18 protein-coding genes are annotated in these 24,093 nt (G+C 70.4%); 7 read left to right on the top strand and 11 right to left on the bottom strand.

Features of this window, described 5'->3' with window-relative positions; translation table 11 throughout:
* The first annotated feature begins 85 nt into the window (after nt 1-85).
* Nucleotides 86-889 (top strand): hypothetical protein, encoded by an 804-nt coding sequence (locus OG352_RS22465; protein WP_329219277.1) that lies wholly within the window; start codon nt 86-88, stop codon nt 887-889.
* A gap of 461 nt (nt 890-1,350) precedes the next feature.
* Here OG352_RS22465 and OG352_RS22460 read toward each other — a convergent pair whose 3' ends face one another.
* Complete coding sequence (locus OG352_RS22460; protein WP_329219275.1) at nt 1,351-1,611, bottom strand: hypothetical protein; 261 nt, start codon at nt 1,609-1,611, stop codon at nt 1,351-1,353.
* A complete protein-coding gene (locus OG352_RS22455; RefSeq protein WP_329219274.1) occupies nt 1,608-1,934 on the bottom strand; it encodes a hypothetical protein in 327 nt (108 codons plus the stop codon). Before OG352_RS22455 ends, OG352_RS22460 begins: the two co-directional genes overlap by 4 nt.
* Nucleotides 1,935-2,101: 167 nt before the next feature.
* Between OG352_RS22455 and OG352_RS22450 the strand changes: the two genes are divergently transcribed.
* On the top strand, nt 2,102-3,436 hold the full coding sequence (locus OG352_RS22450) for a tetratricopeptide repeat protein (protein ID WP_329219273.1): 1,335 nt from the start codon (nt 2,102-2,104) through the stop codon (nt 3,434-3,436).
* A gap of 12 nt (nt 3,437-3,448) precedes the next feature.
* Here OG352_RS22450 and OG352_RS22445 read toward each other — a convergent pair whose 3' ends face one another.
* The gene (locus OG352_RS22445; protein WP_329219271.1) at nt 3,449-4,537 is read right to left on the bottom strand and encodes a GDSL-type esterase/lipase family protein; all 1,089 of its coding nucleotides are present in this window, start codon (nt 4,535-4,537) and stop codon (nt 3,449-3,451) included.
* A 337-nt stretch (nt 4,538-4,874) separates the two neighbouring features.
* Between OG352_RS22445 and OG352_RS22440 the strand changes: the two genes are divergently transcribed.
* The gene (locus OG352_RS22440) at nt 4,875-5,636 is read left to right on the top strand and encodes a polyprenol monophosphomannose synthase (protein WP_329219269.1); all 762 of its coding nucleotides are present in this window, start codon (nt 4,875-4,877) and stop codon (nt 5,634-5,636) included.
* Nucleotides 5,637-5,677: 41 nt separating this feature from the next.
* On the opposite strand, the gene OG352_RS22435 is transcribed toward OG352_RS22440, so the two are convergent.
* The 6 genes from OG352_RS22435 to OG352_RS22410 all read right to left on the bottom strand — a co-directional run bounded on the left by OG352_RS22435 (nt 5,678) and on the right by OG352_RS22410 (nt 14,542).
* Nucleotides 5,678-6,931 (bottom strand): hypothetical protein, encoded by a 1,254-nt coding sequence (locus OG352_RS22435; protein WP_329219267.1) that lies wholly within the window; start codon nt 6,929-6,931, stop codon nt 5,678-5,680.
* Between the two features lie 111 nt (nt 6,932-7,042).
* Nucleotides 7,043-7,483: a helix-turn-helix domain-containing protein gene (locus OG352_RS40025; RefSeq protein WP_443072313.1), complete on the bottom strand. Its 441-nt coding sequence runs from the start codon at nt 7,481-7,483 to the stop codon at nt 7,043-7,045.
* Between the two features lie 115 nt (nt 7,484-7,598).
* Nucleotides 7,599-7,859 (bottom strand): hypothetical protein, encoded by a 261-nt coding sequence (locus OG352_RS22425; RefSeq protein ID WP_329219264.1) that lies wholly within the window; start codon nt 7,857-7,859, stop codon nt 7,599-7,601.
* A 56-nt stretch (nt 7,860-7,915) separates the two neighbouring features.
* Nucleotides 7,916-8,962 (bottom strand): hypothetical protein, encoded by a 1,047-nt coding sequence (locus OG352_RS22420; RefSeq protein ID WP_329219263.1) that lies wholly within the window; start codon nt 8,960-8,962, stop codon nt 7,916-7,918.
* A 31-nt stretch (nt 8,963-8,993) separates the two neighbouring features.
* A complete protein-coding gene (locus tag OG352_RS22415) occupies nt 8,994-10,925 on the bottom strand; it encodes a DNA/RNA non-specific endonuclease (RefSeq protein WP_329219261.1) in 1,932 nt (643 codons plus the stop codon).
* A gap of 251 nt (nt 10,926-11,176) precedes the next feature.
* Nucleotides 11,177-14,542, bottom strand: a complete 3,366-nt coding sequence (locus tag OG352_RS22410) for an ALF repeat-containing protein (protein WP_329219259.1) — start codon at nt 14,540-14,542, stop codon at nt 11,177-11,179.
* Nucleotides 14,543-15,110: 568 nt separating this feature from the next.
* Between OG352_RS22410 and OG352_RS22405 the strand changes: the two genes are divergently transcribed.
* Together OG352_RS22405 and OG352_RS22400 are read left to right on the top strand one after the other, a co-directional pair.
* Nucleotides 15,111-15,623, top strand: a complete 513-nt coding sequence (locus OG352_RS22405; RefSeq protein ID WP_443072312.1) for a hypothetical protein — start codon at nt 15,111-15,113, stop codon at nt 15,621-15,623.
* Nucleotides 15,624-15,708: 85 nt separating this feature from the next.
* Nucleotides 15,709-17,250: an FG-GAP-like repeat-containing protein gene (locus tag OG352_RS22400; RefSeq protein ID WP_329219257.1), complete on the top strand. Its 1,542-nt coding sequence runs from the start codon at nt 15,709-15,711 to the stop codon at nt 17,248-17,250.
* Between the two features lie 107 nt (nt 17,251-17,357).
* Here the strand turns inward: OG352_RS22400 and OG352_RS22395 are convergent, their stop codons facing one another.
* The gene (locus OG352_RS22395; RefSeq protein WP_329219255.1) at nt 17,358-18,701 is read right to left on the bottom strand and encodes a helix-turn-helix domain-containing protein; all 1,344 of its coding nucleotides are present in this window, start codon (nt 18,699-18,701) and stop codon (nt 17,358-17,360) included.
* A gap of 217 nt (nt 18,702-18,918) precedes the next feature.
* Between OG352_RS22395 and OG352_RS22390 the strand changes: the two genes are divergently transcribed.
* Nucleotides 18,919-19,080: a hypothetical protein gene (locus tag OG352_RS22390; protein ID WP_329219253.1), complete on the top strand. Its 162-nt coding sequence runs from the start codon at nt 18,919-18,921 to the stop codon at nt 19,078-19,080.
* Nucleotides 19,081-19,094: 14 nt separating this feature from the next.
* Here OG352_RS22390 and OG352_RS22385 read toward each other — a convergent pair whose 3' ends face one another.
* Nucleotides 19,095-22,844 (bottom strand): nSTAND1 domain-containing NTPase, encoded by a 3,750-nt coding sequence (locus OG352_RS22385; protein WP_329219251.1) that lies wholly within the window; start codon nt 22,842-22,844, stop codon nt 19,095-19,097.
* Nucleotides 22,845-23,191: 347 nt separating this feature from the next.
* Between OG352_RS22385 and OG352_RS22380 the strand changes: the two genes are divergently transcribed.
* Nucleotides 23,192-24,004, top strand: a complete 813-nt coding sequence (locus OG352_RS22380; protein WP_329219249.1) for an NPP1 family protein — start codon at nt 23,192-23,194, stop codon at nt 24,002-24,004.
* Nucleotides 24,005-24,093 lie beyond the last annotated feature (89 nt).

Raw genomic sequence — 24,093 nt, 5'->3', positions numbered from 1 at the left:
CGGACCGCCGCGCTGGTCGCGGCGGGGCGGCGATGGTGCCGTGAGGGGAGGCACCCCCGCGCGCGTACTCCTGGAGGCACCCCCGATGACCCGCCGCACCCGCCGCACCCGCCTGGCCTCCACCTCCGCCCTTCTCCTGCTCACCACCGTCACCACCGGGTGCGCCACCCTCGGTCTGGAGCACCCGCCGACCGCCGCCCCGGCCACACCCACCGTCGTACGGTCGTCGGCCGCGCCCACCGCGCCGGCGACCGGAGGCCGGACCTCCGTCCTCACCGACGCGCAGGCGCACGCCGCTCTCATCACCGACAGCGACCTCGGCGCGCCCTGGACCCCGACCCGGGGCGCCGCCACCTGGCGGGACGGCATGCTCAAGGCGACCACCGCCGCCCCCGACTGCCAGAGACTCCTCGACGCCCTCTACGCCGACGAGTTGCTCGGCGGTCCCGCCCGCGCGGTCGTCGCACTCGACGACCCCGACACCGGCGCCCAGCTCCGCTACCAGCTCACCGGCAGCCCCCGGGCGGCCGTGGACCGCACGCTGGCCTGGCTGAAGACGATGCCGCAGACGTGCGCCCGGTTCACCGCCAAGGCGACCGGCGACGCCGTGCTGGACGTGCAGGTGTCCGAGCTGCCGCTGCCGGAGGTGGGCGACGTCCGCCAGGGCCTGCGCGTGACCCTGACGATCTGGGCGCCGACCGGGGAGAACGCCGGCGGCGACCCGACCGTCCTCACCCTGGACGTGGCCGCCGTCCGCACCGGCGAGGACGCCTTCGCCCTCACCAACGGCGGCCTCGACGACGCCCCGAACGCGGCGACCCAGGCGGCCGTACAGCTCGGCGTACGACGGCTGGCGGACGTACGGAAGCAGGGGAGGGTGCAGGTCTAACGGTCTGACACCCGCAGCTCAGACGACCGAGTCGCTCAGACGGTCGAGTCGCTCAGACGATCGGGTCGCTCAGACGATCGGGTCGTCGTCGAGGCGGGTCCGCCGGCCCCGACCGCAGCGGGTCTTCGAAGCTGAGCGGCGCCCCCTCCAGGGGCTTCCCCGCAGAAATGTGACACTTCTACGCCGAAGTGTCACATTTCCAGCGCCACGTCCAGGCGCGACGGCTCATGTGCCGGAGCGGGGGCATCGGTGTTGCCCTTGCCCCTTGTTGCTCGCCTTGTTGAAGGGGTGGCAGCGGCATGAGCAGCGGGGCACCAGCACGATGCCCGTAGCGCCGGGCAGCGGAATGTCCTCGGTCCGGCGGCAGTCATGGTGAAGGCTGTTGTATTCCGGACGCTGCGCGAGCGCGCATTCCGCAGACATGTCCGTCGGGTCGGCGTCAGCCCTGACAGTCGAGCGGGTCACCGTTCTCCCCTGCTGCGCCGGTTCGCTTCGGCCACCTTGACGCGCAGCCTTTCGGCATCCTGGGCGTTGTCGGCGACCGGCTCGACGTTCTCGACGGGCACGGTCCATTCCCGTCCGCCGCACTCGGGGCGCAGGTAGGCGGTGCCGCGCAGAACGTCAGAGAGAATGCCGACCCTGCCGTCCGGGTCACGGTGCCGCTTGCCGATACGGGCGACGCGTCCGGCCCGCTCCTGGGCGTTCAGCTCCTGGGCGTTCATGAGGTAGCCCCCCAGGGGTCCGCGTGGGCGGCTGCACGGTCGTTCCCGGGTGCCCCGCCCAGTGCTGCCGCGTACGGCAGCCGCACGAGAACCTCCGTGCGCTCCCACGCGGCGGGCGGTTGCGGGACCTGCGCGGGCGGCGCGTGCCGCTCTCGGCGTCGCCTGCGGACGACGACCAGCCTCGCGTCCCAGACGTCCGGGGTGAGGCGCTCGGGGCGCGCCGGGGGCGCTACCTGGGGCGTAGCAGGTTCGCCGGGTCCGCCGGGGATGCGTCGCCGGAAAGCGGCTCTGATCCGTTCGAGGGCGTGTGGTAGTTGTGGCATGTCGGCGCTCCTCTTTCAGCGTTGGCCATGCCCCCGGGCCGGTCGCGCGGTCGCGGGGGTCTTCGCTGCTCTAGGCAACAGCACGGTTACACACAGCGGTACCGTTGGAGCGCCAGCAGGATTTAAGAGCTTTAAGTGCCACGCCAGCACGAGGAGTTGAGGGGCCAGTGAGCACACCGGAACCGAACACCGATCTGGAGCGGCTGTACCGCGAGACCGGCTGGACCCTGCGCCGGTTCGCCCAGGACGTGAACCGCGTGGGGACGGAACGGGGAACCCCCCTCAACTACCGGGAACCGTCCGCTCACCAGTGGCTCAAGGGGCACATGCCGAAAGAGGCTGTGCGGCCGTTGATCCTGGAAGCCCTGTCGCGACGACTGCATCGCCCTGTCACCCACGCCCAGGCCGGATTTCCCACACCCCAGGATCAGCCAAACGCCCATCCGGGTACGGCGGAAGGGCTCGTCGATCTCGGTAGCGACGACATGGACCCCTCCCGGCGCAGCGTGATAGGAGCAGGACTGTTCTCCGTCGCCCTCACCGTGCCCAACTGGCCGGACGTCGTCGGCCGGATGGAGGCCGTTCAGAAGGGCCGGACGCACCGGGTGGGAATGCCTGAGGTGGACATGGTCGTCGCCATGACCGAGCGGGTCTCCGACCTTGACGATCGGTTCGGTGGACGCCATGCCCGCCCCATGGCCGCCGCGTTTCTCGTGAACACGGTGGCCCCCTACCTTCGGGCTGATGCTCCCGACCGCGTGCGCAAGGCGATGATGGCGGCGGCTTCCGACCTCTGCTATCTCACCGGTTACATGGCCGTCGACGAAGGTGTTCACGGCCTGGCCCAGCAGTACTACCTCAAGGCGTTGGAGCTTGCCGGAGCGTCGGAGGATCACCTGACGTACTGCACCACGCTACGGGGGATGAGCGTCCAGGCCGTGGACCTGGGGCACGGGGAGGAAGCGATGCGCCTGGCCGACGCCGCTGCCGCCGCCTCTCCGAACGCCGGTCCGCGAATGCGGGCCTTCCTGGTCGGTCAGCAGGCGCACGCCGCCGCCCAGACCGGCGAACGCAGCAAGGCTCTCACGTACCTCCGGGAGGCCGAAGTCGCTATGGACAAGGCGGAATCCAGAGCGAAGATCTTCGGCGCATACGACCCCGCCGCCCTAAATTACCACACGAGTCAGGTGCGGTACGAATTGGGCGACAGGGTGGGCGCCGTCGATGCACTGCAGCAGGCCGACAGATTGCGGCACGATGTTTACCGGCGTACGCGCGTCCACCGCCGGGGGCTTCTCGCCGAGCGCCAACTGTCCGTCGGCCACCTGGAAGCCGCCTGCGTCACGTGGAATCTCGCGTTGGACGACTACCCGTTCGTCCAGTCCGGGCGGGCGGATCAGCGGGTGCGGAACATGTTCAGGCTGATCCGTCCGCACCTGGGCAACCCGGCGGCACGGGAACTCTACGAACGTGCGCGGCTGGTCACTCCGGCGTCTGTCTAAGATGCCGAATCTCTAAGACGCCGAGCACGTGGCCGTCGCCGAAGGCGTGCCCGCCCCGGTCGGCGTACTCGCGATGAAGCCGAAGGTGGTGCTCGCCCCCGCCGTCACCGTGCCGTTCCACCCGGCGTTGCGCACCGTCGTCCCGGTCAGTGCGCCGTTCCAGACCTGGGTGAGCTGGCTGCCCGTCGGGAGTGCGAGGGTCACCGCCCAGGAGGAGATCGGCGCGGTGGACGAGGTGTTGGTGACCGTCACCTCACCCTGGTAGCCGCCCTGCCACACCGACACCGCCCGGAAGGCCGCCGAGCAGCCGCCGTTCCCCGGGTCACCGGGGTCACCGGGGTCACCGGGGTCACCCGGGGTGAGCAGGGCGGACAGGGCCGGGTACCAGCGGGCCGCCATCTTGGCGTCGCCGGAGGCGTTGGGGTGGACGCCGTCGTTGGTGTCGGTGGCCGTGTCGAAGCCCGTCCACTGGTCGACGACGGTCACCGGCGACTGCGCGGTGGTGATGCCCTGGGCCCAGGCCGGAATGCGCTGGTTGAAGGCCACCGTACGAGCGGCGCACTCGGCGCAGCTGCTCGGATTGATCGGGATGAGCTGGGCGACCAGCACCTTCATCGCCGGGTTGCCGGCCCGCATCTGGCCGACCAGCTTGGTGTACGCGGCCAGGATGGTGTCCGGCGCGATGCTGCTCCAGACGTCGTTGGTGCCGAAGTGCATGACAACGATGTCCGGCAGGGTCGCCGCCAGCCATCCGGGCAGCAGGTTCTGGTCGGCGGTGGCGGTGGCCTGGAAGCCGCCGTGGCCTTCGTTGTCGGCGTCGTGCGTGAGGGCGCAGGCCTGGGCGTTCAGGGTGCCGACGAAGTCGATGTCGGTGTAACCGGCGTTCTCCAACTGGTTCCAGAGGAGGGAGCGCCAGCAGCCCGGGGAGCCGGTGATGGAGTCGCCGAGCGGCATGATCCGTACCGGGGTCGCGGCGGCGGCGGGCGGGGCCACGGCGGACGGGGTGGCGACGGACGGGGTGGCGGCCAGGCCTGAACCGGCGGCGAAGACGAGCAGGGCGGCCAGGAGAGTGGCGAGGAGAGGGTGGTGTCTGCTGCGCACGGGTGTCCTTCCCGAAGCGGGGCGGGAGTGGGAGTGCGGTGCGGTGCATGGATGTGGGAGCGCTCCCACATACGCGTATCGTTCATCAAGCCACCGTGTCGCTGGCACGTCAATAACCCGGACAGGTCCGGACGGACTCAGAGCGGCGGGTGCGCCGGGGCGGGGCCTCAGCCGAGCGATCTACCAGTCGAGTGCCCGCCTCGGGGCCGACAGACCCATTTCCCATGCGGGCGCTCTTATCACCCCTCGCACTGCCGTTCGCGTTCCGGCCCGTATGCTCACGGGGACAAGCCGGGCCTCTGCACCGCGCCGGCAAGCACACGAGGTGGATACAGCAGTGAGTGAAGGCGGTCAGCGGACCACAGGCCCGCTCGGCACGGTGTTGGTGATCATTCCGACCTACAACGAGGCCGAGAACATCGCATCGATTACCTCTCGGGTCCGCAGTTCCGTACCCAATGCGCACGTTCTTGTCGTCGACGACAACAGTCCGGACGGCACCGGCAAGATCGCGGACGAGCTCGCCGTCGGCGACAACCATATTCACGTTCTGCACCGCAAGGGCAAAGAAGGCCTCGGCGCGGCGTATCTGGCAGGGTTCGGCTGGGGTATCGAGAACGATTACGGCGTCCTGGTCGAGATGGACGCCGATGGCTCTCACCGCCCCGAGGAACTGCCCCGCCTGCTCACGGCGCTGCCCGGTGCGGATCTGGTGCTCGGGTCCCGTTGGGTACCCGGCGGGAGCGTAGTGAATTGGCCCAAGTCCCGGGAGTTCCTGTCGCGAGGCGGCAGCCTCTACTCCCGTCTGATGCTGGGAGTACCCATCCGCGATGTGACCGGCGGCTTCCGGGCGTTCCGCAAAGAGACGCTGGAAGGACTGGGTATCGCCGAGGTCGCTTCCCAGGGGTACTGCTTCCAGGTTGATCTGGCCTGGCGGACCGTGAAGTCCGGTTTCCATGTCGTCGAGGTGCCGATCACCTTCGTCGAGCGGGAGCGGGGCGACAGCAAGATGAGCCGCGCGATCGTGGCGGAGGCGCTGTGGCGGGTGACTGCCTGGGGCCTTGGGCACAGGGCCAAGGCCCTCCTGCGACGCGGCTGAATCGAGGTCCGTCCTGCGGGGCCCGCAGGACGGACCTCGATTCAGCGAGCGCTCTGGGCCACGGGCCGGCTGTCGGACGCGGTGCCGTCAACAGGAGGCTGCGGAACCACCTCACCGTCCGCACGCCCCTGGATGAGCTGGTGCAGCAGGAGCGGCAGGCCGAGGACGGCGATGACCCACACGTTGAGCATGAGCCGGTCGGCCTGGCTGTCGACGGGGTGCGCGATCTCGGCCGCGATTCCGGTCAGTCCGACGGCCAGAACGATCCAGCCGAGCGCGCGGCTGTGCCGGAACAGGCCCCATGTGCCGAGGCCGACAGCAGCGATGAGCCAGGGGCTGCGGACCTCCTCCTGAATCCAACTGGTCCAGTAGTTGCCGTTCAGCTCGCCCAGCATGGGCCAGGGGGCGGCGACATCGGACTGGGCGAAGTGATCAGTGAAGGTGTCCTGCAACGTCTCGGTACTGCCCGGCAGGTTGTAGTGGACGCTCAGCGCACCGATGCCGAGAACCACGGCCGCGTTCAGGGCAGCCATGAGATACGTGCCCCGATGCCTGGTGCCGGCCACCAGTGCCAGGCACAGCGCCGCAGCGGCTGCCAATGCCCCGGCGACGAGCAGGAAGGTCGAGTACTTGACGGCTGTGCCCACCACCATGGACCCGGCGAGCAGGATCGTCCCTGCGGTGAGGCGACGATTGAACAGCCACCACGCACCCAGCAAGGCACTCATGGTGAGAGCGAGGACAGGGCCCTCGGTGAGGGGGTATCCACCCCACCAGCCGATCGGACAGGCGTAGAAGAAGGCCTGTCCGAGCAGGGCGACTCTTGCAGGCACCCCCACGGCGCGCAGCAGCAGGTAGGCGAAAAGGCCGCCGGCAACGGTGAACAGGACCGAGGTGACGAGCAGTCCCGAACCCGCGCCGAACACGGCGATAAACGGCGCGGCCATCACCGGGACCCCCGGCCGGACATCGAATATGCGCGCATAGCGAGGGCTGGTCGGTTTCAGCCCGTCAGCCGACGCCGCCATGCAGGCGGAAAAACGCTTCGCCGGCGAGGGGTACGAAGCAGCGTCATCGCGCAGGTTCTCCGGCCTCAGCCCGTGGTAACGGGTCTCCCATCGCACCTTGTCGTGGCAGTACGCCTTCAACGCGGTCCGGTGCGCCTGCTCCGGAGAGTCACCGAGGAGCTGCAGCGCGGCCTTGTTGTAACGGTAGGCGTCATTGGCCGGCGCCAGGGTGGGCCTGCCGACGATCTGGAGAACTATGTACGCGACGGCGATCAGCGCGGGGAGCATCCACCGGCGCGACCAACGTATGCCCTTTCTCCGGCGGGTTCCGGAGGACCCCACATCGCCTGCTCGGTGCTGAGAAGCGGCAGTGAGGTTGTTGGGGCTTATCATGGGCCGTCACATTACCCTATTAGCACCCTCGTACGAATCCGTCACATACGCGGGCGTCCTCGCCTCAGCGCGGCCCGCCGCAGGCTCCATCGCGACGAGGCCAGAACACACACCGTGCCGTTCTGCAGAACCGTTGTTCAGGTGTCGCGACAGTGACAGACACTCGTCGGTCAGCCCGTCCAGCCGGTGGGCGACGAAACGGGCCCGCCAGCGGTTCACCGACCGCTCGACCACGCCGAGTTCGGCGGCAACCCGCTTGTTCGTCCCGCCCTCCGCGCACCGCAGCACGATCCCCGCCCGCAAAGCCAGGAACTGCGCGGTCTTCGCCCACCTCGCCCAGCGCGTCGACTGGGCCTGCTCGTCCTCACTGAGTACCAGGTCCGCCTTGCGCCGGCCCGGCGGCGGCATATCCGCCAGGCCCGCCGGGCAGCGAACCGTGAGCGCCATTTCCTTACCGTGTCCGAGGTCACCTCGAGGCCGCCGCCACCCGCAGATTCGGCACCCACAACCGCCTCCTCGTGCAGTTGGGCACTGCTGCGGCATCCCTCGTTCCACCGCTGGTTCAGGTAGGCGTGTACTCGTCCAGGATGGTGGACCGGTTCGTCACCTTGAACAGGAGCTCGTCGGTGCTGGTGGCGCGGGCGAAGCGACGCACGGCGGACCGGTCCAGCCGCAGTGTCCGGCAGATCTCCTCCAGCGTGCTGCCGTCGTCCAGGAGCTGCCGCACGGCGCTGTAGCGTTCCCGGGGCCGGGCAGCCAGGCGTCGTTCACGCCCGCAGACGTCGAGCGTCGCGCCGGCCGGTTCGGGCGTCTGCGAGAGCACCCCGACCGAACCTCACGAATGAGACGCTGACCAGCGACTTTCAGGATGGCGCACTCTCACTGGATCAGTTCGATGTGCGGATGGTCCGGGGATTCCGGGCAGACGTGGAGCTGCAGGTCGTAGCCGCTTGCGACCACGATCATGGTGAGGTTGGCCGGAGGTTGGCCGGGGAGCGTCGGTGTGGGGTTCGCCTGCTCCTCTTCGGGGACCCAGCTTTTGGTGCCACCGTCCCATTCGGTGCTGGCGATCGTCAGCAGCGGGACCGCTTCGGTGCCGCACTCGGAGCAGATCCGAGGCACGGGGTCGGTGAGACCCCAGCTGGTCCAGCCACCGACCTTCCAGCCGGGAGACACGGAGAACTGGTCCAGGTAGAGCTCGTCCGGGGCGACCTCGTAGGAGCTGTCCAGCGCTGCTCCGGCCGCCTGCCACCTGCTCCAGTCGCCCAGTTGCTCCTGCAGCTCCTCGCTCAGCTCCATGGGGTTGGGGTACTCGGTGACCTGCTCCGGCGAGAGCAGACACGGCTCCGGCAGGTAGGTGGTGAACTGCATCGCGGGCGGCTCGGGCGGTGCGTCGAGCACATCGGTCACGGTCGCGGCGGTCCGCCAGAACAGTGCGGTGGTGGGGGCCACCGGGTGGTCGAAGGGGCACCAGAGGACCTGGAGCAGATCGGCCTCGGACGCCCCGGGCGGGCTCAGCAAAGGAACGTCGCGTACGTACAGCTGGGCAACCGGCAGCATGGCGATCGGGCCCTCAGGCCACGGGCGGGCGGCCGTGAGCCGCTTCTCGGCCGCCAGTTCCTCGGGCGTGGCCCAGGGCCCCTGTGGATCGCGGTGCCGCCGGCTCTCCACTGCCGCATGGTTGCGACGCAACTGCCGCTCGTCCTCCGGCGACAGGGGCGGGGTCACCCTGTCCCACTCGTGCGGTCCCTCACAGTGCGGCCACGGCTCGTCGGCGGGCCAGAGCAGCGGCCCGCCGACGGAGCTGTCGTACGACGTGGGCGACCCTGGGCGGGGATGCAGCCGGGTCGCCGTGCGTGCCAGCGGGGCCAGTTGAGGGAAGCGCGCGGTGACGTCGAACGGCCGCGGCGGGGTGGTGAAACTCATTCCGGCTCCCGTAGGCACTCACTGGATGTGATCAGTTTCCGAGGTTGAGCAGCCCGGTGTCCGCCTTGGTGTTGGGGACGAAGACGTTGGGGAACAGCTCCTCGGTCGTCCCGTTCGCCCGTTCGATGTTAGCGGTCATCGTGACTCCCACCGGAATCGTGCTGGTGGCATCCCGGAAGACAGGCGTCACCTGGTAGGTGATCGCGTCGTTCGGCCCGAAGCTCGGCTCCTTCACCTTCTTCTGAGCTATGGCCTCGTAGGTCCGCATGCTGGGCGTACCGGTGTTCATCCCCGCCTGCCAGCAGGGGACGAGGTTGTTCTGCCCACCATCCTTGATCTGGCCCGGTCCGCCGAGGATGTTCGCGATCAGGTGACACCGGGCCTGCTCGGTCACGGGAACGTTGCCCTCGAACTTCTGTGCATCCTGCCAGCCGGTGATGTCTCCCTTGGCTCTTTTGCCGTCGCCGAGCTCCTGCCCCAGGCAGGCCTGCGCCGTCGCCGGCCGGGTACCGGCCGGGCCGATCGGGGTGATGGTCTTGTTGACGTGGGCGACTGGTTCAGTGGTGTTCCTGATCCAGCCGGCGCCGGAGGGAAGCACCACACCGGAGGACGGCGGGTTCGCCAGGCAGGCGGCCTGTGGGACGGCGGCCGGCGTCGTGAACTCCACCTTGAACTGCTCGGCGTCGATGACGCGCTGGTTCGCGAAGCCCTCGGAGAGCTTCGCGTCGGCGAACTGCTTGTCGGCGGCCGGGACATGGGCACGCACGCAAGGCGTGGCCGGGTCCAGGTCCCGGCTGTCGCCGAGGACGTAGGTGTCCCAGCCTCCACTGCTGGCATTGGGAATCACCTCAACGCACCGGGCGCCGTCGATACCTCCCTCCTTGGCCTCCGCGAAGGGGAATTCGCCACAGGTGTCGGTCTCGACGAGGTCCGTATTGGGATCGAAGCTTCCGCACATGCGACCCGTACGGTCGGCGATGCCACTCTTCTGCCTGGTCAGCAGCTTGTTCTGTCCCCAACCGTCGTTGAAGCGCTGCTGGGCCCACTCATAGGCGGCCACCGCACCACCCGGTTCTGAACCCTGCGCGCTCATCGGCACGACGGGCATGACCGAGGGGACGGCACAGCCCGCCGCCGAGGTGCCCCCGACGGCGTCGTCGCAGCGGATCTTGCGGGGGTTGTCCCACGAGGCGTTCGGATCGACGGCCGTGGCACCCGGGGAGGTCACGTACATCTTGTACGAGGTGGTGAACTCCACGGTGGCGTTGGCGGCGGGGGCCGAGGAGTAGGCGACGGAGCCGCTGACGGACTGGCCCAGGGTCAGATCACCGCCGTACCAGGGCGCGGTCTTCGTCGTCGTGCAGCCGGTCGTGCAGGCGGCGCGGAACTTGGCGTTCAGGGCGGTGACATCGCCACTCGCACTCGTCATCTTCGCAGTGATCTGCTCCTGCCAGGCTGTGCCCTTCGCGGGAAGGGTCGCGCCGGCCGAGACCTGCAGGGTGCCGCGTCCGATCTCCTTGCCTTTGCTGTCGCGCAGGATGTAGAGGACGTTCACCCCCGTCACGCAGTACCCGAAGCGGTTGTAGGTGTAGGACCCGGGGTTGGTGATGTCGCAGGTGTCGGCCGCCGCGAGCGCGGCCCGGCTCCGCTGTGGTGTCGCGACGGCAGGGCTCGTGCTCACACACGCCTTCGCGGCGCCTGCCCGGCGTTCCTTCGAGCCTGTCTGCGTGGGCTCGCAGCGCTCCCGGGCGTCCACCCGGAACGCGGCGGTCTCGGTGAGGGGCGCGGTGGCCGGCACGTCCGCCGAGGCGGGTACGCCCACCCGCTGCGGCATTTCTGCGGTTCCCTGCGGCGCTGGGCTCATACCGGTCGTGGTGAGGCCCAGCGTCACCACGGTCAGCAGGGTCAGTACGGTCGACCGGGCCCGTCTTCGTACGGGCCGGCCAGGTCGTATCGCATGCATGCTCGTCCTACCTCTTCTCTTGGCGTGGTGCCCCGTTGGCTTCGGGTAAGGGGTGATGGGGGGGACCGGCACAGCGGTGCCCCGGACAGCGGACGACTGCCGGACATCCAGGGGATCTGGACCGGCACGTCAGCGGTTCGCCTGCGTGTCAGGCTCTTTCTTGCGGTGAAGACCGGCCGGGCCGACAGGTGCGCCGGCGCCGGGATCGTCCGGGCTCGGGCCGGCCGGGCCACCGAGCGCTGCGACGCTGGTCAGAAGATGGACGACAGGACCTTGGTGGCCCCCGAGACGACGTCCTCGCCGACGTCGGCGATCTTGCCGACGACGGGCTTGATGAGCTTGCCGCCGAGCGCCTTGTCCGCGGCGCCGATCCACTTGGACTGGCCGAAGGTGACCAGGCTCAGGCCGGTGCCGAAGGCGGATTCGATGAACTCGCCACTGGAGAAGCCGTGTTCGATGCCGGTGAAGAGGGTGCCGAGGGCACCGGCACCCATCGAGGCCACGGAGAAGAAGCCGGCTGCCGCGGCGGCCGGGGGGAACACGAAGGCGGCGAGGGCGCAGCCTGCGGCAAGGAACCCGGCGCCGACGCTGATCGCGTTGAACGCGTCGGCGTAGAAGCCGGCATCATTCCACCACTCGTCGGCGTCCCCGCCGGTGCCGTTGGGGTTGATCTGGTCGTTGGTGTCCTTGTCGGCCGGGTCGATCCTGGCCCCCCGCTCACGGCGGGCCTTCTCGGCGGCTGCCTCGGCAGCCGCCTTGACCTCGGCCTCACGCTTGGCCGCGGCGATCTGCCGGGCCTGGGTGGCCGCGGCGGCCGCCGTCGCCGCGTCCTTGCCCGCCGCGATCGAGGAAGCGCGGGCGTCGGCGGCCGAAACCTGGGCGCTGTACGACGACCTGAGGGCGGCGCGGGCGGAGTCCATCGCCTTGTTCGCCGAGTAGTTCGCGGAGCGGGCGGCGCCGCGGGCGGTCGACGCCGCCGTGCTCGCCCTGTTCGCGGACGCCTTGGCGTCGGCCGCGGACTTGTCGGCAGCGTCCGCATTCCGCCTGGCCTCGTCGGCGTAGTCGTCGGCCTTGGCCGCGGAGTCGAGCGCCTTGGCCGCCCACTGCTTGGCCTCGGCGGCGGCGTTCCGGGCGTCGGCACCGGCCTTCGATGCGAGGGCGGCGTTCTCCTGCGCCTTCTCGGCGATCTTCGCCGCGGCCGCGATGGAGCCGCGGATCGCGGCGACATGGGTAGCGGTGTCGTGGTCGAGCTGGGCTGTCCGGAACTGCACCAGGGAGACGAAGTTGCGGCGCATCCAGGTGGGCCCCTCCATGACCACCTCGGCGTACGCCTTGGTGAAGGCGCCCCCGGTGTTCATCAGCGTGAGGGTGAGGACGGCGTCGTCCTCCCGTATCGCCTCGGGGTAGTCGTGGTCGAAGAAGTTCTGCAGCGCTTCGGTGGTGTTGAGGTCGAGCGCCTTGTTCGCCGCGGCGGTGACGGCCTTACCAGGCTTCGAGCCCAGGATACGGATGATCGCCACCCGGTTGTCCTCGTCGGAGGCCTTCTTCATGCCGCTGGTGAGGAAGTCACCGACCGCCTTGGACGAGGGGCTCTCCAGAGCGCCCAGGGCTGCTTCAGCGATCTTGGGGCCGGCGATCGTGGCCACGTGGAGCGTGGTCTCCCGGTCGTCCTGTCCCTGGGCCAGGACCCGGTCGAGGTCGATCCAGGCGTACACGTCGTCGTCCGTGCCGGAGAGGGCGAACTGGGCCGCCTGCCGGGTCCAGGCGCCCCTGGAGTTGAGCAGGGCGATGGCCGCCTTGCGCCCCAGGACCGCCGCGGCCGTCATGTCGTCGGCCGCCAGCGCCTGCTCGGCCTTGGCGATCAGATCCTTGGTCGCCTGATCGGTCTGCTGGGCCTGGGCAACCTTGTTCTGATAGGCGGTCAGCTCCTTCGTCTCGATCTCGGCGAGCAGCCTGACCTCTTCGATGGCCTGCAGTTTGTCCTGCTCGAGGGTTTCCGCCTCGGCGTTCCGCGCGTTCTGCTCCACCACGAGGGCGTCGGAGACGGCCTTGGTGGCCGTGTTGGCGGCCAGCACGGCCGCCGCCGCGTGGGCGGTGGACCTGTTGGCGTAGTCGACGGCCTTGCCGGCGTACTTCACGGCCTCCTCGGCGGCGGCCGCCGCCTTGTCGGCGTGGTCCGCCGCGGAGTTGGCGGCGTCCCGGGCAGTGCGGGCAGCCGCGGCCGCGGTGGTGGCGAGGGCCTGGGCGGTGGAGGCGGCATTGGTGGCCCTGTTGGCGGCGCTGGACGCGATCGCGGCCTGGCGCTTGGCCTCCGCGGCCTCCGACTGTGCGGCGCCGGCAGCGGCGCCGGCCTGGGCGGCGGCGTTCGCGGCGGCGGCCGCGTTGCGTGCGGCGCCGGCTGCGGCGGAACCGGCGGCGGCGGCCTTGGTTCCGGCGACGGCCGCCTGATCGGCCGCCTTTGCGGCGGTGCGCGCCTTGGCCGCGGCGTTGCGGGCGGCGACCGCCGCGTTCTTGGCGGCCTCGGCCTTGCCGGCGTCCTTGGAGGCACCGATCGCGGCATTGTACGCGCGGGCCGCGGCGCTGCCGGCGTTCGCGGCGGCCTGGGCGGCGCCGGTGGCGGCCCAGGAGGCACGGCGGGACGCCGACACAGCGGCGTTCGAGGCGTTGATGGCGTTACGGGCGGCGTCCGCCGCGCCCTTCGCGGCGGACGCCGCCTTTCGGGCCGCCGCCCCGGACTTCTGCACGTCCTCCTTGGCGGCGGAAGCCTCGGCGGCAGCCTTCTCCGCCGCCTCCTTCGCCTTCCCCGCGGCGGTCTGGGCGCGTGCGGAGGCCTCGACGGCCAGGTTCGTCTGGCGCTCGGCGCGCTTGCCCTCCCGTACGACTACGGCGACGAGCTCCTCGATCGTGGCCGACTCCTGGTCCCGGGCCCGGGCGATGTGCTGCCCGGTCTCGATGAACCACTCCACGTCGGACGCGGTGCCGCTGAGGGCACGGTCGGCGTACTTCTGCACCTCCGGGCCGGCCTTCGTCAGCATGGCGGTGACCTGGACCCGGGCGTCCTCCAGGCGTGCGTCGTACTGGGCGTCGGTGAGGAACGCGATCAGGGTCGACTGGGTGCCGGCGTTCAGGGCGGCGGTGGCGTCCCGCTGGACCGCCTTGTCGCCGGTGCCCGACACGGTGATGGTGGCCACCTGGAGGTCCTCGAGGACGGCGGGTTTGAAGCCGTCCTTCAAGAAGTCGGCGATGGCGGCGTCACCGTTGTCGAGGGCGGCGACCGCCGCACGGCGCAGGCCCTTGCCCGCGCGGTCCAGGCTGCTGACGATGGCGACGCGGTTGTCCTGCACGGTCTGGATCGGCAACGTTTCGGTCAGGAAGGTCTGAATCTCGCTGTCAGTGCCGGACAGGGCCTCGGCGGCTGCGGCCTTGACACCTTTTCCACCCGATATCCAGGATTTGACCACTTTCGCCCGCTCGGTGTCCGGCAGCGGGATTGGTTCGGGTGCCGTGCCCTCCGCCGCGGCGGCGGCCGGGGCGACGAGCAGCAAAGGCGTGGACGCTACGGCGGTGGCGGCGAGCGCACCGAGCACGCGGCGCCGGCTCCAGAAAACTGTCTGCATAAGAGAGTCGTCCTCGTGGACTGTCGACAGGGCATGCCGGACCTCATTGGCGAGGAGATTTTCCGACGTACCCGTGGGATGGAGTGCAATGGAATGCCATGGGGTGCGAAGTGGCGTGCATGCGGCGCTAATTGTAGTGCCAGACCATATCAACCGACCGGACAGAAGAAGCCAATTATAGAAGTCGATCCCTCAACTGCTCTGAGGACAACCATCCCTGACTGCACATCAGGGACTATTTACATGTCCCCCACAATCTGCCATGCAACCCTTGCGGGGTGTGACGGAGGTCATGAATGACTCATGCGGAATGTCTCGGGATGCATGGTTTTATTCACTCGACCTTGGAGGCGCTTCATGTTGGTATGGCGAAGCGGATGACGATTACCGAGACGGGGGGCCTCTCGCTTCGAGAGGTAAGGGGACCGCTTTACACGGGAGTTGGGGCATACCCGGCGGAGTGATGTCGATATCGCATTCCTGCGCACCCGAATTCGAGCCCGGTGATGAACATCCGGCCGTCAGCGACGAACTTGGGGATGCGATGAGGAAATACAGCAGAAAGTCCGTGAAGCCGCAGCACGTGCGGCGCGCACTGGGCGCGGCCGCGGTCGGCGCCCTGGCATGGATCACGGTGACCGCGGGCATACCCGGCGGGGCGTCGCAGCAGACGAGCCCCACCGAACTGGTCGTGGACGGCGCCCCCGGTTACGCGGTGGAGGACTTCAACTACCCGCAGGCGGACAAGATCCTGGCCGAGAAGAAGATCGTCCTCAAACGTGGTGACGGGCACATCACCCTGGCCGACTGTGCGGGTGGGACCGGTTTCCTGGAGATCACGGTCCGCAACAAGGCTGACCGGATCTGCTTCAAGGTGGTAGGCGACTCCGGCTGGCTGACCTTGGAGATCCCCGCGGTCTACGGGATCAGGGGCAACGACTACACGACCGCGGTCGATATGACCGTGGGTACCGAGGAGAAGTCGTTCGACATCACCAAGAACACCTGGACGGCGGTGGGTGAGACCGCGGACCCGGAGGGCCGCGAGCACATGCTCGTCGAGATCAGGTCCTCCAAATAACCGCAGGTCAAAACCGACATGCTCACCGCCCCGCGGGTCCGGTGCCCACAGGACGCGCGGCCCTCGTGACTAGGAATCCACGTTCATGTACCTCTCCAGACGCCCCCGTCTCTCCGTGCTGGCCGCTGCCCTGATCGCGGCCCCTTTCGTGCTGAACTCCACCCCCGCCACCGCGCTTGCCGGAGCCGACGCCCCGGCACGGCTGAACTACGTGGCGAAAATCAACGTCGGTGAACAGAGTGCCTGCACCGGCACCCTCATCGACCCGCAGTGGGTCCTGACCGCGGCCACCTGCTTCGCTGCGGACGGCAAACCCCCCGCAGGCAAACCCGCCATCACCACCACCGTGACCATCGGCCGCACCGACCTGACCCAGACCAGCGGCAGCGTCCTGTCGGCCGTCCGGCTCGTCCCGCATGCCGACCGGGATCTGGTGCTCGTCAAACTCGCCGCCAGGATCACCGATCCGAGCATCACGCCCGTCCGGCTGGCGACCACGCCCGCCGCCGCGGGTGAGGAGCTGGTGAGCGCCGGATTCGGACGCACCAAGACCGAATGGGTGCCCGACAAGCTCCACACCGGCACGTTCACCGTCGCCTCCACCACGGACACGACAGTGGACCTCAACGGCTCCGACACCGCGACCGTCTGCAAGGGCGACGCCGGCGGTCCCGCCCTGCGCACCGTCAACGGCGCCACGGAACTCGTCGCCGTCAACTCCCGCTCCTGGCAGGGCGGATGTCTCGGAATGGATCCCGCCGAGACTCGTACCGGCGCCGTCGACACCCGTGTCGACGACATCGGCGAGTGGGTCGAGCACGCCACCTCCCGCAACCCGGACGACGTCACCGGTGACGGCAAGGCCGACATCGCGGCCGTCAAGGACGACGGCATTCTGTGGGTCTACCCCGGCACCGGAAAGCCCGGCATGGACACCCTCGGCACCCGCTACCAGGCCGGCAGGAGCTGGCAGAGCCAGGACGCCGTCACCATCGGGGACCTCAACAACGACGGCATCGGTGACCTCCTGTCCCGTCAGGCGTCCGACGGCACGTTGTGGGTCTACCCCGGCACCGGAAAGCCCGGCATGGAAGCCTTCGCCACCCGCTACCAGGCCGGCAGGAGCTGGCAGAGCCAGGACGTCATCCGCACCGGGGACTTCAACAGTGACGGGCTCACTGATGTACTGACCCGTCAGGCATCCGACGGCACGTTGTGGGTCTACCCCGGCACCGGAAAGCCCGGCATGGACACCCTCGGCACCCGCTACCAGACCGGCACCAGTTGGAAGAGCCAGGACGTCGTCACCACCGGCGACCTCAACAACGACGGGCGCACCGATGTGCTCTCCCGTCAGGCGTCCAACGGCACGTTGTGGGTCTACCCCGGCACCGGAAAGCCCGGCATGGAAGCCTTCGCCACCCGCTACCAGGTCGGCAGGAGCTGGCAGAGCCAGGACGTCATCCGCACCGGGGACTTCAACGGTGACGGGCGCACCGATGTGCTCTCCCGTCAGGCGTCCGACGGCACGTTGTGGGTCTACCCCGGCACCGGAAAGCCCGGCATGGACACCCTCGGCACCCGCTACCAGGCCGGCACGAGCTGGGGACCCTACCGCATCATCTGAGCGGCGAGGATGATCTCCGATCCTTCCCCGCACCCCTCTCAAGGGTGCGGGGGAGATCCCTGAGTCATCGGCAGTACCGGCACCGATCAGTACCCCGGGGCGAGGAACTACAGCGGCGGCTGGGCCGGGGCGGGGCCCAGGGTCGTCGTGCCCGGGGTCGTCCGGTGGGCGAGGCCGGTGCGGTAGGCGTCCAGGGCCGCGTCCACCCGCCCCGTGCGGCGCAGCAGGTCGCCCAGCAGGCGGCACAGGTCGGCCAGGTCGCCGGCCGCGCCCGCGCGTTCCAGCAGGCTCAGGGCGCGGACGTAGTGCTCCTCGGCCGCCTCCGTGTCCCGGGCGTCCTCGGCGATGACGCCGAGCAGCCGGTGCGCGCCCGCCGCGTGCACGGCGCCGCGCTCGGAGGACAGGTCGCCGAGGACGCCGTGCAGCAGCGCCGCCGCCTCCGTCGACCTGCCCCCGCGGTGCAGTACGTCGGCCAGTTCGACGGCGACCTGACTGCTGTGGAGGGCGGCGCGCCGGGCCGACAGCATGGTCTGGGCCGTCCTCAATTCTTCCTCGGCGAGGCCCAGTTCGCCGTTCTGGGCGTGGACGTAGCCGCGCGTCCAGTGGCAGTCGGCGAGTTCGGTGCGCAGGTGGAGCTGACGGTAGAGCTCGGCGGCCTTGGCCAGTGAGGCGTCGGCCTCCGCGAGGCGGCCCTCGGCGAGGAGGGTGCGGGCGACGGAACGGTGCATGCGGGCCACGAGGGCGGGGTCGCCGACCCGCGGCGCGAGGGCGAGGGCGAACTCGGCGGCCTGCGCGGCGCGGGCCTGGGCGCCCATGTCCATGTACGGGCCGATGACGGAGGCGTAGAGCAGCAGCAGCGCGTCCGGGTCGGGCAGTCCGCCCCGGTTGAGCTCGTCGAGGGTGGACTCCAACAGGTAGACGGCGTAACGGAGTTCACCGGCCAGGTAGTGGGTCACGGCGCGTCCGCGCAGGGCCGGGACGCGGGCCGGGAGCGGGGCGTCGGCGAGACGGGCCTCGGCCCGCTCGAAGCAGCGGCGGGCGGCGTCCAGGTCGCCCGTGTCGATCCCGCACTCGCCGAGCCCCAGCAGCGCGGTGGCCTGTTCCTCGGCCAGGCCGTGTTCCTCCGCCTCCGCGAGGAGCCCGGTGTACTGGCGTGCCGCGTCCTCGGCCGCCCCGGTGGCCAGCGCGCGCTGGGCCTCGGTGAGACGGAGCCGCAGGTCGGTGACCAGGCGGGCGGGGCGGCCGGTCGCCAGTTCCTCGAAGTCGACGCCGAGCCGGCCGGCGATGTGCTTGAGCGCCTCGTCGGAGGGGCGCACCCGGCCGGCCTCCAGGGTGGAGACGTAGGCAGGGGTGTAGGTCGGCTCGGCCAACTGCCTTTGCGTCAGGCCCCGTTCGATGCGGAGCCGCTGCACTCGGCGCCCCACGACCGCCGGCTCGTCCCGCTCTCCCACGCCCCGGCCCCCAACTCCCCTTGCACCTCTTGCCGTTGGACTCTCGCAGCCCTAGGTTAAACGGTGAGTTAAGCACGCTTAACCGTTCTTGACAGCTCTTGATGGCTCTGACAGCTCTTGATTTCTGGTAGCTGGCTGACGTGAGTTTCGCAGTCGCCGACGTTGCGAGGTCGCCGTGCCCGTAAGCCCATCCGCACGCCCTGCCGCACGGCCTTCCGTGCCCTACGCCAGGGCCGTCGCCGCGGCCCTCCTGACCGTCGCGGCCCTGATCACCGCGGCGAACACGGGCCCTGCCGGTACCACGAACACGGATACGAAGCCGGACACGACTCCGGTGGCTCCGGCCACCCAGCACGAGATCGCGCAGCGTACGCCGTGAAGTGACCGCCCGGCTCAGCCGCACACCCGCCGGTACGGCGCGTCCGGTACGTACGTCCGCCACTCCGCCTTGGTCAGGTCGGTGCCGGAGGCCCGGGCGCAGACGCCGGTCACCGCGTGCTCCGTGTCCACGGCGTAGCGCTGGAGGGAGACGTGGGTGCCGCCAGCGTACAGCGTGGTGCTGTCCGCGGTGAAGGTGAGGGTCTCGATGGCCTCGCCGGGGGTGGGGAGCGGGCCGCCGAGGGGCTGCTGGGACGTCGTGTCCCAGAGCTGGAGCGTGCCCGCGTCGCCGCCGACGGCGAGGGTGTGGCCGTCGGGTGACAGGGCGAGGGCACTGACCGCTTCGGGCGCGTTGCCGCTGAGGGGCGCCGGGAAGACGTTGCGCAGGATGCCCGCCCGGTGGCTCAGGTCGCCGTCCCACAGGGCGACCCGGCCGGTCATGTCGCCCGCCGCGAGACCGTGTCCGTCGGGGCTGAAGGCGAGGGCGTTGATCTCCTCCCCCTGGACGAGGTCCTTCGCGAGGATCGCCCCCCGGGGCAGCAGGGAGGAGCGGTTGTCGCCGACCAGCAGACGGCCGTCGGGGCGGACGGCGAGGTGGTAGCTGGCGAGGGCGGTGTCGTCGACGCTGCGCTCACGGCGGTGGCTCGCGGTGTCCCACGTCTCGTTGCTGAGCGCGCCGACCTCCGGGGTGCGGGTGGTGTAGAGGGTGCGGCCGCCGGGTGACAGGGCGAGGGCGATGACGGCGGTGCCGGACGCGGACGCCGACAGGTCCAGGGAGGTCTGGGCCCGTCCCCGGCGGACGTCCCAGACGGTGAACTTCTGCGGGTCCGCCTGCCGGCCGGCGACCGAGATGCCGTACGCGAAGGAACCGCCGTCGGGGCTGAACGCCATCAGGGACGCCGTGTTCTGCGGGACGACCGGCAGGGCGGCGTCCCGGGAGACGGGCATCGGCGGGGCGGGGAGCGTGTGCAGCAGCCGGCCGTCGGCCGCGGCGTGGAGTTCGAAGCGGTAGCGGGCGCCCGTGCGCACTGCGGTGGCGAGGGTGCGGCCGTCGGGGCTGAGCAGGACGCCGTCCAGCGGACGGTCGCGCCACGCCGACGTGAGGGCCGTCGTGAGGTCGAGGGTGTGGACGGTGCCGCCCTCCAGGTAGCGCAGCACGGGCCGGCCGGGGTCCCAGGCAAGGCCGTCGTAGAGGTGCTGGTTGTTGAGGGGGTGGCGGAAGACGGGCGTGCCGGGAACGGAGAGGCGCCAGATGCGGACCTCGTCGGTGCCGGCGGTCGCGAGGAACGCCCCGTCCTTGCTGAGGGAGGCGTACTCCACGCCCGCGTCGGCGATCTGGGCGACCTGCCGCCCCGAGGGGATGTCCCAGACGCGGACGCCGGCGCCGGTGACGACGGCGAACCGGTCGGCCGTGGCGTAGCCGTACGCCACCATCGACGTGTCGTCGTCGCAGAGGGCGCCGGCCTTCTGCCAGGCGCCGGGCAGCGCGCGGTGGGTGGCCGTGTCCCACACCTGGGGGGCGTGGCCGGTGGGGCAGACGACCACCCTGCGGTCGTCGGCGCTCGGCATCACGTTCGCCCGGTCGGCGTCCCGGGTCTCGAACAGCAGCCGGCCGTCCGTGACGGACCGGAGCTGCACGCCGTCCTCGTAGGTGTTGCCGAGCAGGTAGCTGCGGCCGCTCGGGGCGAGGGCGAGGTCGTAGCCGCCGGCCGCCGGCCGGGCCGCCGCCCAGCGGCCGGTGGCGGTGTCCCACAGGCGTTCGCCGTCGCCGACGGACAGGGCGAGGATCCGGCCGTCGGGTCCCGCCGCGAGCGCGTCGCCCACGGGAAGCGTGCCCCGGCCGGTACGGCGGTGCGTGGCCACGTCCCAGGTCTGCCAGACGCGGTCCCCGACGCCGAGCAGGGTGCGGCCGGAGTCGACGAGGAAGCGCCGCTCGGCGTAGCCCGAGGACGGGTCGGTGAAGGCGTCCGGTTCCGGCTGGGCGAGCGAGCCGAGCAGGGCGCGCCGGGTCTCCGGCAGCTCGGCGATCCGCCAGGACGCGGCGCCCAGCAGCAGCGCGGCGCGCGGGTCGGTGGTGCGCAGCCCGTCGGCGACGGCGGCGATCCGGCGGGCGGTGTTCTGCGTCTGCTGCCGGGTGCTGTCCACGTGCTGCTCGTAGGCGGCCAGCACCACCACCAGGCACACCGCGAGGACCGCCGACAGCGCGCCCACCAGCAGCCGGCCCCGGCTGCGGGAGCGCGCCGCGGCCAGCCGCTCCGCCTGCCGGACGTCGAACGCGGCGACGAGGAAGGCCCGCTCGGCGTCGGTCAGGGCGGGGTCGTTCGCGTGGTCGGGGAAGATCTCCTCGGCCCGGACGAGCCGGCCGCCCCGGTACAGCGCGCCGGGGTCGCGGTCGTGCTCCAGCCAGGAGCAGGCCGCCTCGGTCAGCCGGCGGTGGTGTCGGAGCCGTTCGCGGTCCTCCTCGATCCAGCCGTGCAGCCGGGGCCAGCAGTTGATCAGGGCCTCGTGGGCGAGGTGGACGGCGTCCTCGTCGGCGGTCAGCAGCCGGGCGCCGGCCAGCAGCTCCAGCACGACCGGCGCCTCGGGGTCGGCGTACTCCGCCAGCTCGGCGCGGGTCAGCGGGCGCCGGGTGTCGGGGGTGCCCTGCCCCGGCTCGACCATCCGCAGCAGCAGCCGGCGCGCGGAGTGCTCCTGGTCGGGGGAGAGCCGCCCGTAGACGTCCTCGGCGCTCGCCGCGATCGCGCCGCTGACCCCGCCGACCGCCTCGTAGGCGGCCAGGGTCAGCATCCGCCCCTTGCGCCGCCGCCAGGTCTCCAGCAGGGCGTGCGACAGCATCGGCAGCCCGCCGGGCTGTTCGAGGACCTCCTCGATGATGCGCGCGGTCAGCTCCCGCTCCACCAGCAGCCCGGCCGCCTGCGCGGGCCGTATGACGGTCTCGCGCAGTTCGTCGGCGGTCATCGGGCCGACCAGCAGCGCGGAGGAGCGCAGCGCGTCCGCCAGCTCACGGTGTTCGGCGCACCGGGCGTAGAAGTCGGCGCGGACGGCGATCAGCACCTTCAGCCGCGAGCCCGGGGCGCGGGCGGCCAGCAGCAGGTTCAGGAACCGGGCCCGCTCGGCCGGGTCCCGGCAGAGCGTGAAGACCTCCTCGAACTGGTCGACGACCACCCAGCTCTCCGGCTCGTCGTCCGCCGGGTCCAGCAACTCCCCGTAGGTGACGGCCGGCTGCGGCCCCGGGGTGAACACCCGCAGCACCGCCGGAGTCCCGCGCTCGGCGATCTTCTCCCGCAGCCGGGGTATCAGTCCGGCCCGCAGCAGCGAGGACTTGCCGCTGCCGGACGCACCGAAGAGCACCGCGAACCGGTGCTCGCCGCACACCAGCTCCTGCACCTCGTCGAGCAGCCGGTCCCGGCCGAAGAACAGGTCACGGTCGTCCGGCTCGAAGCGGGCCAGCCCCCGGTACGGCGGCGTCTCGTCCTCCGCGTCGTCGGCCGGCAGCCCGGCGGCCTCGGCCTCCGCCGCCTTCCACCGCGCGTCCCACTCCCCGGGGTCGCCCCCGCAGGCCCGCGCGTACCCCTGGACCACGGCGAGCGACGGCAGCCGCTCCCCGGCCGCCGCCAGCGACAGCGTCGTCGCGGAGAAACCGGCCTCGATCGCCATCGTGCGGTACGAGGGGGATCCGGCGGCCTTGCGCAGCTCGCGCAGCTCGTTCGCGAGGCGCTGCACCGGGCCGGCACCGGGGTCCAACGGTCGTTCGGGACGTCCCACGGGTCACCTTCACGTTCGAACCACAGATGAAAACGATATTCAACGATGTGCAGGGACCCTCAACCTACGTTTCGTCCCGATCCGACGTAAACCAACCCATGATGTGAGGTACATGACGTCCGGGTAGTTGATCGGGCGGTCAGGGGCCCGTCGCGGAATTGATTCGACCGACGGGACAAGGTGCAAATCAACTCGCCCGTTGGAAATCTTCTGAGTGGTCGGCCATGCCCCACGCGTAGAACGATCAGCAGAACGATCAACAGATCGAGCCGCAGAACGATCAGCAGAACGATCAGCAGAACGATCAGCAGAAAGACCAACTGAACAAGCATCGGGAGAGACCCCACATGTCCCTGAGGAAGATCCGCAAGGCCGCCCTCGTGGCCGTCAGCGCCGCAGCACTGGCTGTCGGCATGACGGGCAGCGCGTCCGCCGGAATCCTGACCGCGCTGCCCTGGCAGGCCTCCGCCTTCCAGACCAAGTACATGCCGTACTTCGACTACGACGCGGACGGCTGCTACCCGGCGACCGCCGTCGACGCGAGCGGAAAGACCAACGGCGGCCTCGACACCACCGGCTCGACCGGCGGCGGCTGCAAGAGCAACCACCTCGGCAGCGCCAACACCTACGTGCGGACCGCGTGCGACGCCAACTGGTGCGCGTACATGTACGCCCTCTACTTCGAGAAGGACCAGGGCACGGCCGGCCTCACCGGCCACCGCCACGACTGGGAGAACGCCGTCGTCTGGCAGAAGCGCGGCGCGGAGACCCCGTCGTACGTGTCCGTCTCGGCCCACGGCGGCTACGACACGAGAGCGTTCAACTCGGTCGAGCGCTCCGGCAACCGCGTCCACGTCGTCTACCACCTGGACGGCGCGGCCACCCACGGCTTCCGTTTCGCCAAGACCGGCGAGGCGCCGGAGGCCTGGGGCAGCGGCAGGTGGGACGAGCCGACCCTGGTCTCCATGGACCGGATGAGGTCCAACTTCTCCACGGCCTTCAACAAGCTGTGGAACTTCGACTGGTCGGGCCGCGACGCGGGCCAGGGCGCCACCGGCGCCAACTTCCCGCTCCAGGACTTCGGGGACCACTTCAAGAACGGTCTGAACAAGGCGAAGCCGAGCCAGATCCCGTCCTTCAACCCGAACCTGTCACTCTGAGCTGACCGGATCTGACCGCATCTGACGGGACAGGATCTGGCCTGGCCTCGGGCCCCGAAACCCGGCCGCCGACGCGTTCCCCCACACGC

This window comes from Streptomyces sp. NBC_01485 (genome assembly GCF_036227125.1).
Lineage (GTDB): Bacteria > Actinomycetota > Actinomycetes > Streptomycetales > Streptomycetaceae > Streptomyces.
Note: the sequence above shows the minus strand (reverse complement) of the source record. Positions and strands in the feature narration are given on the sequence as shown.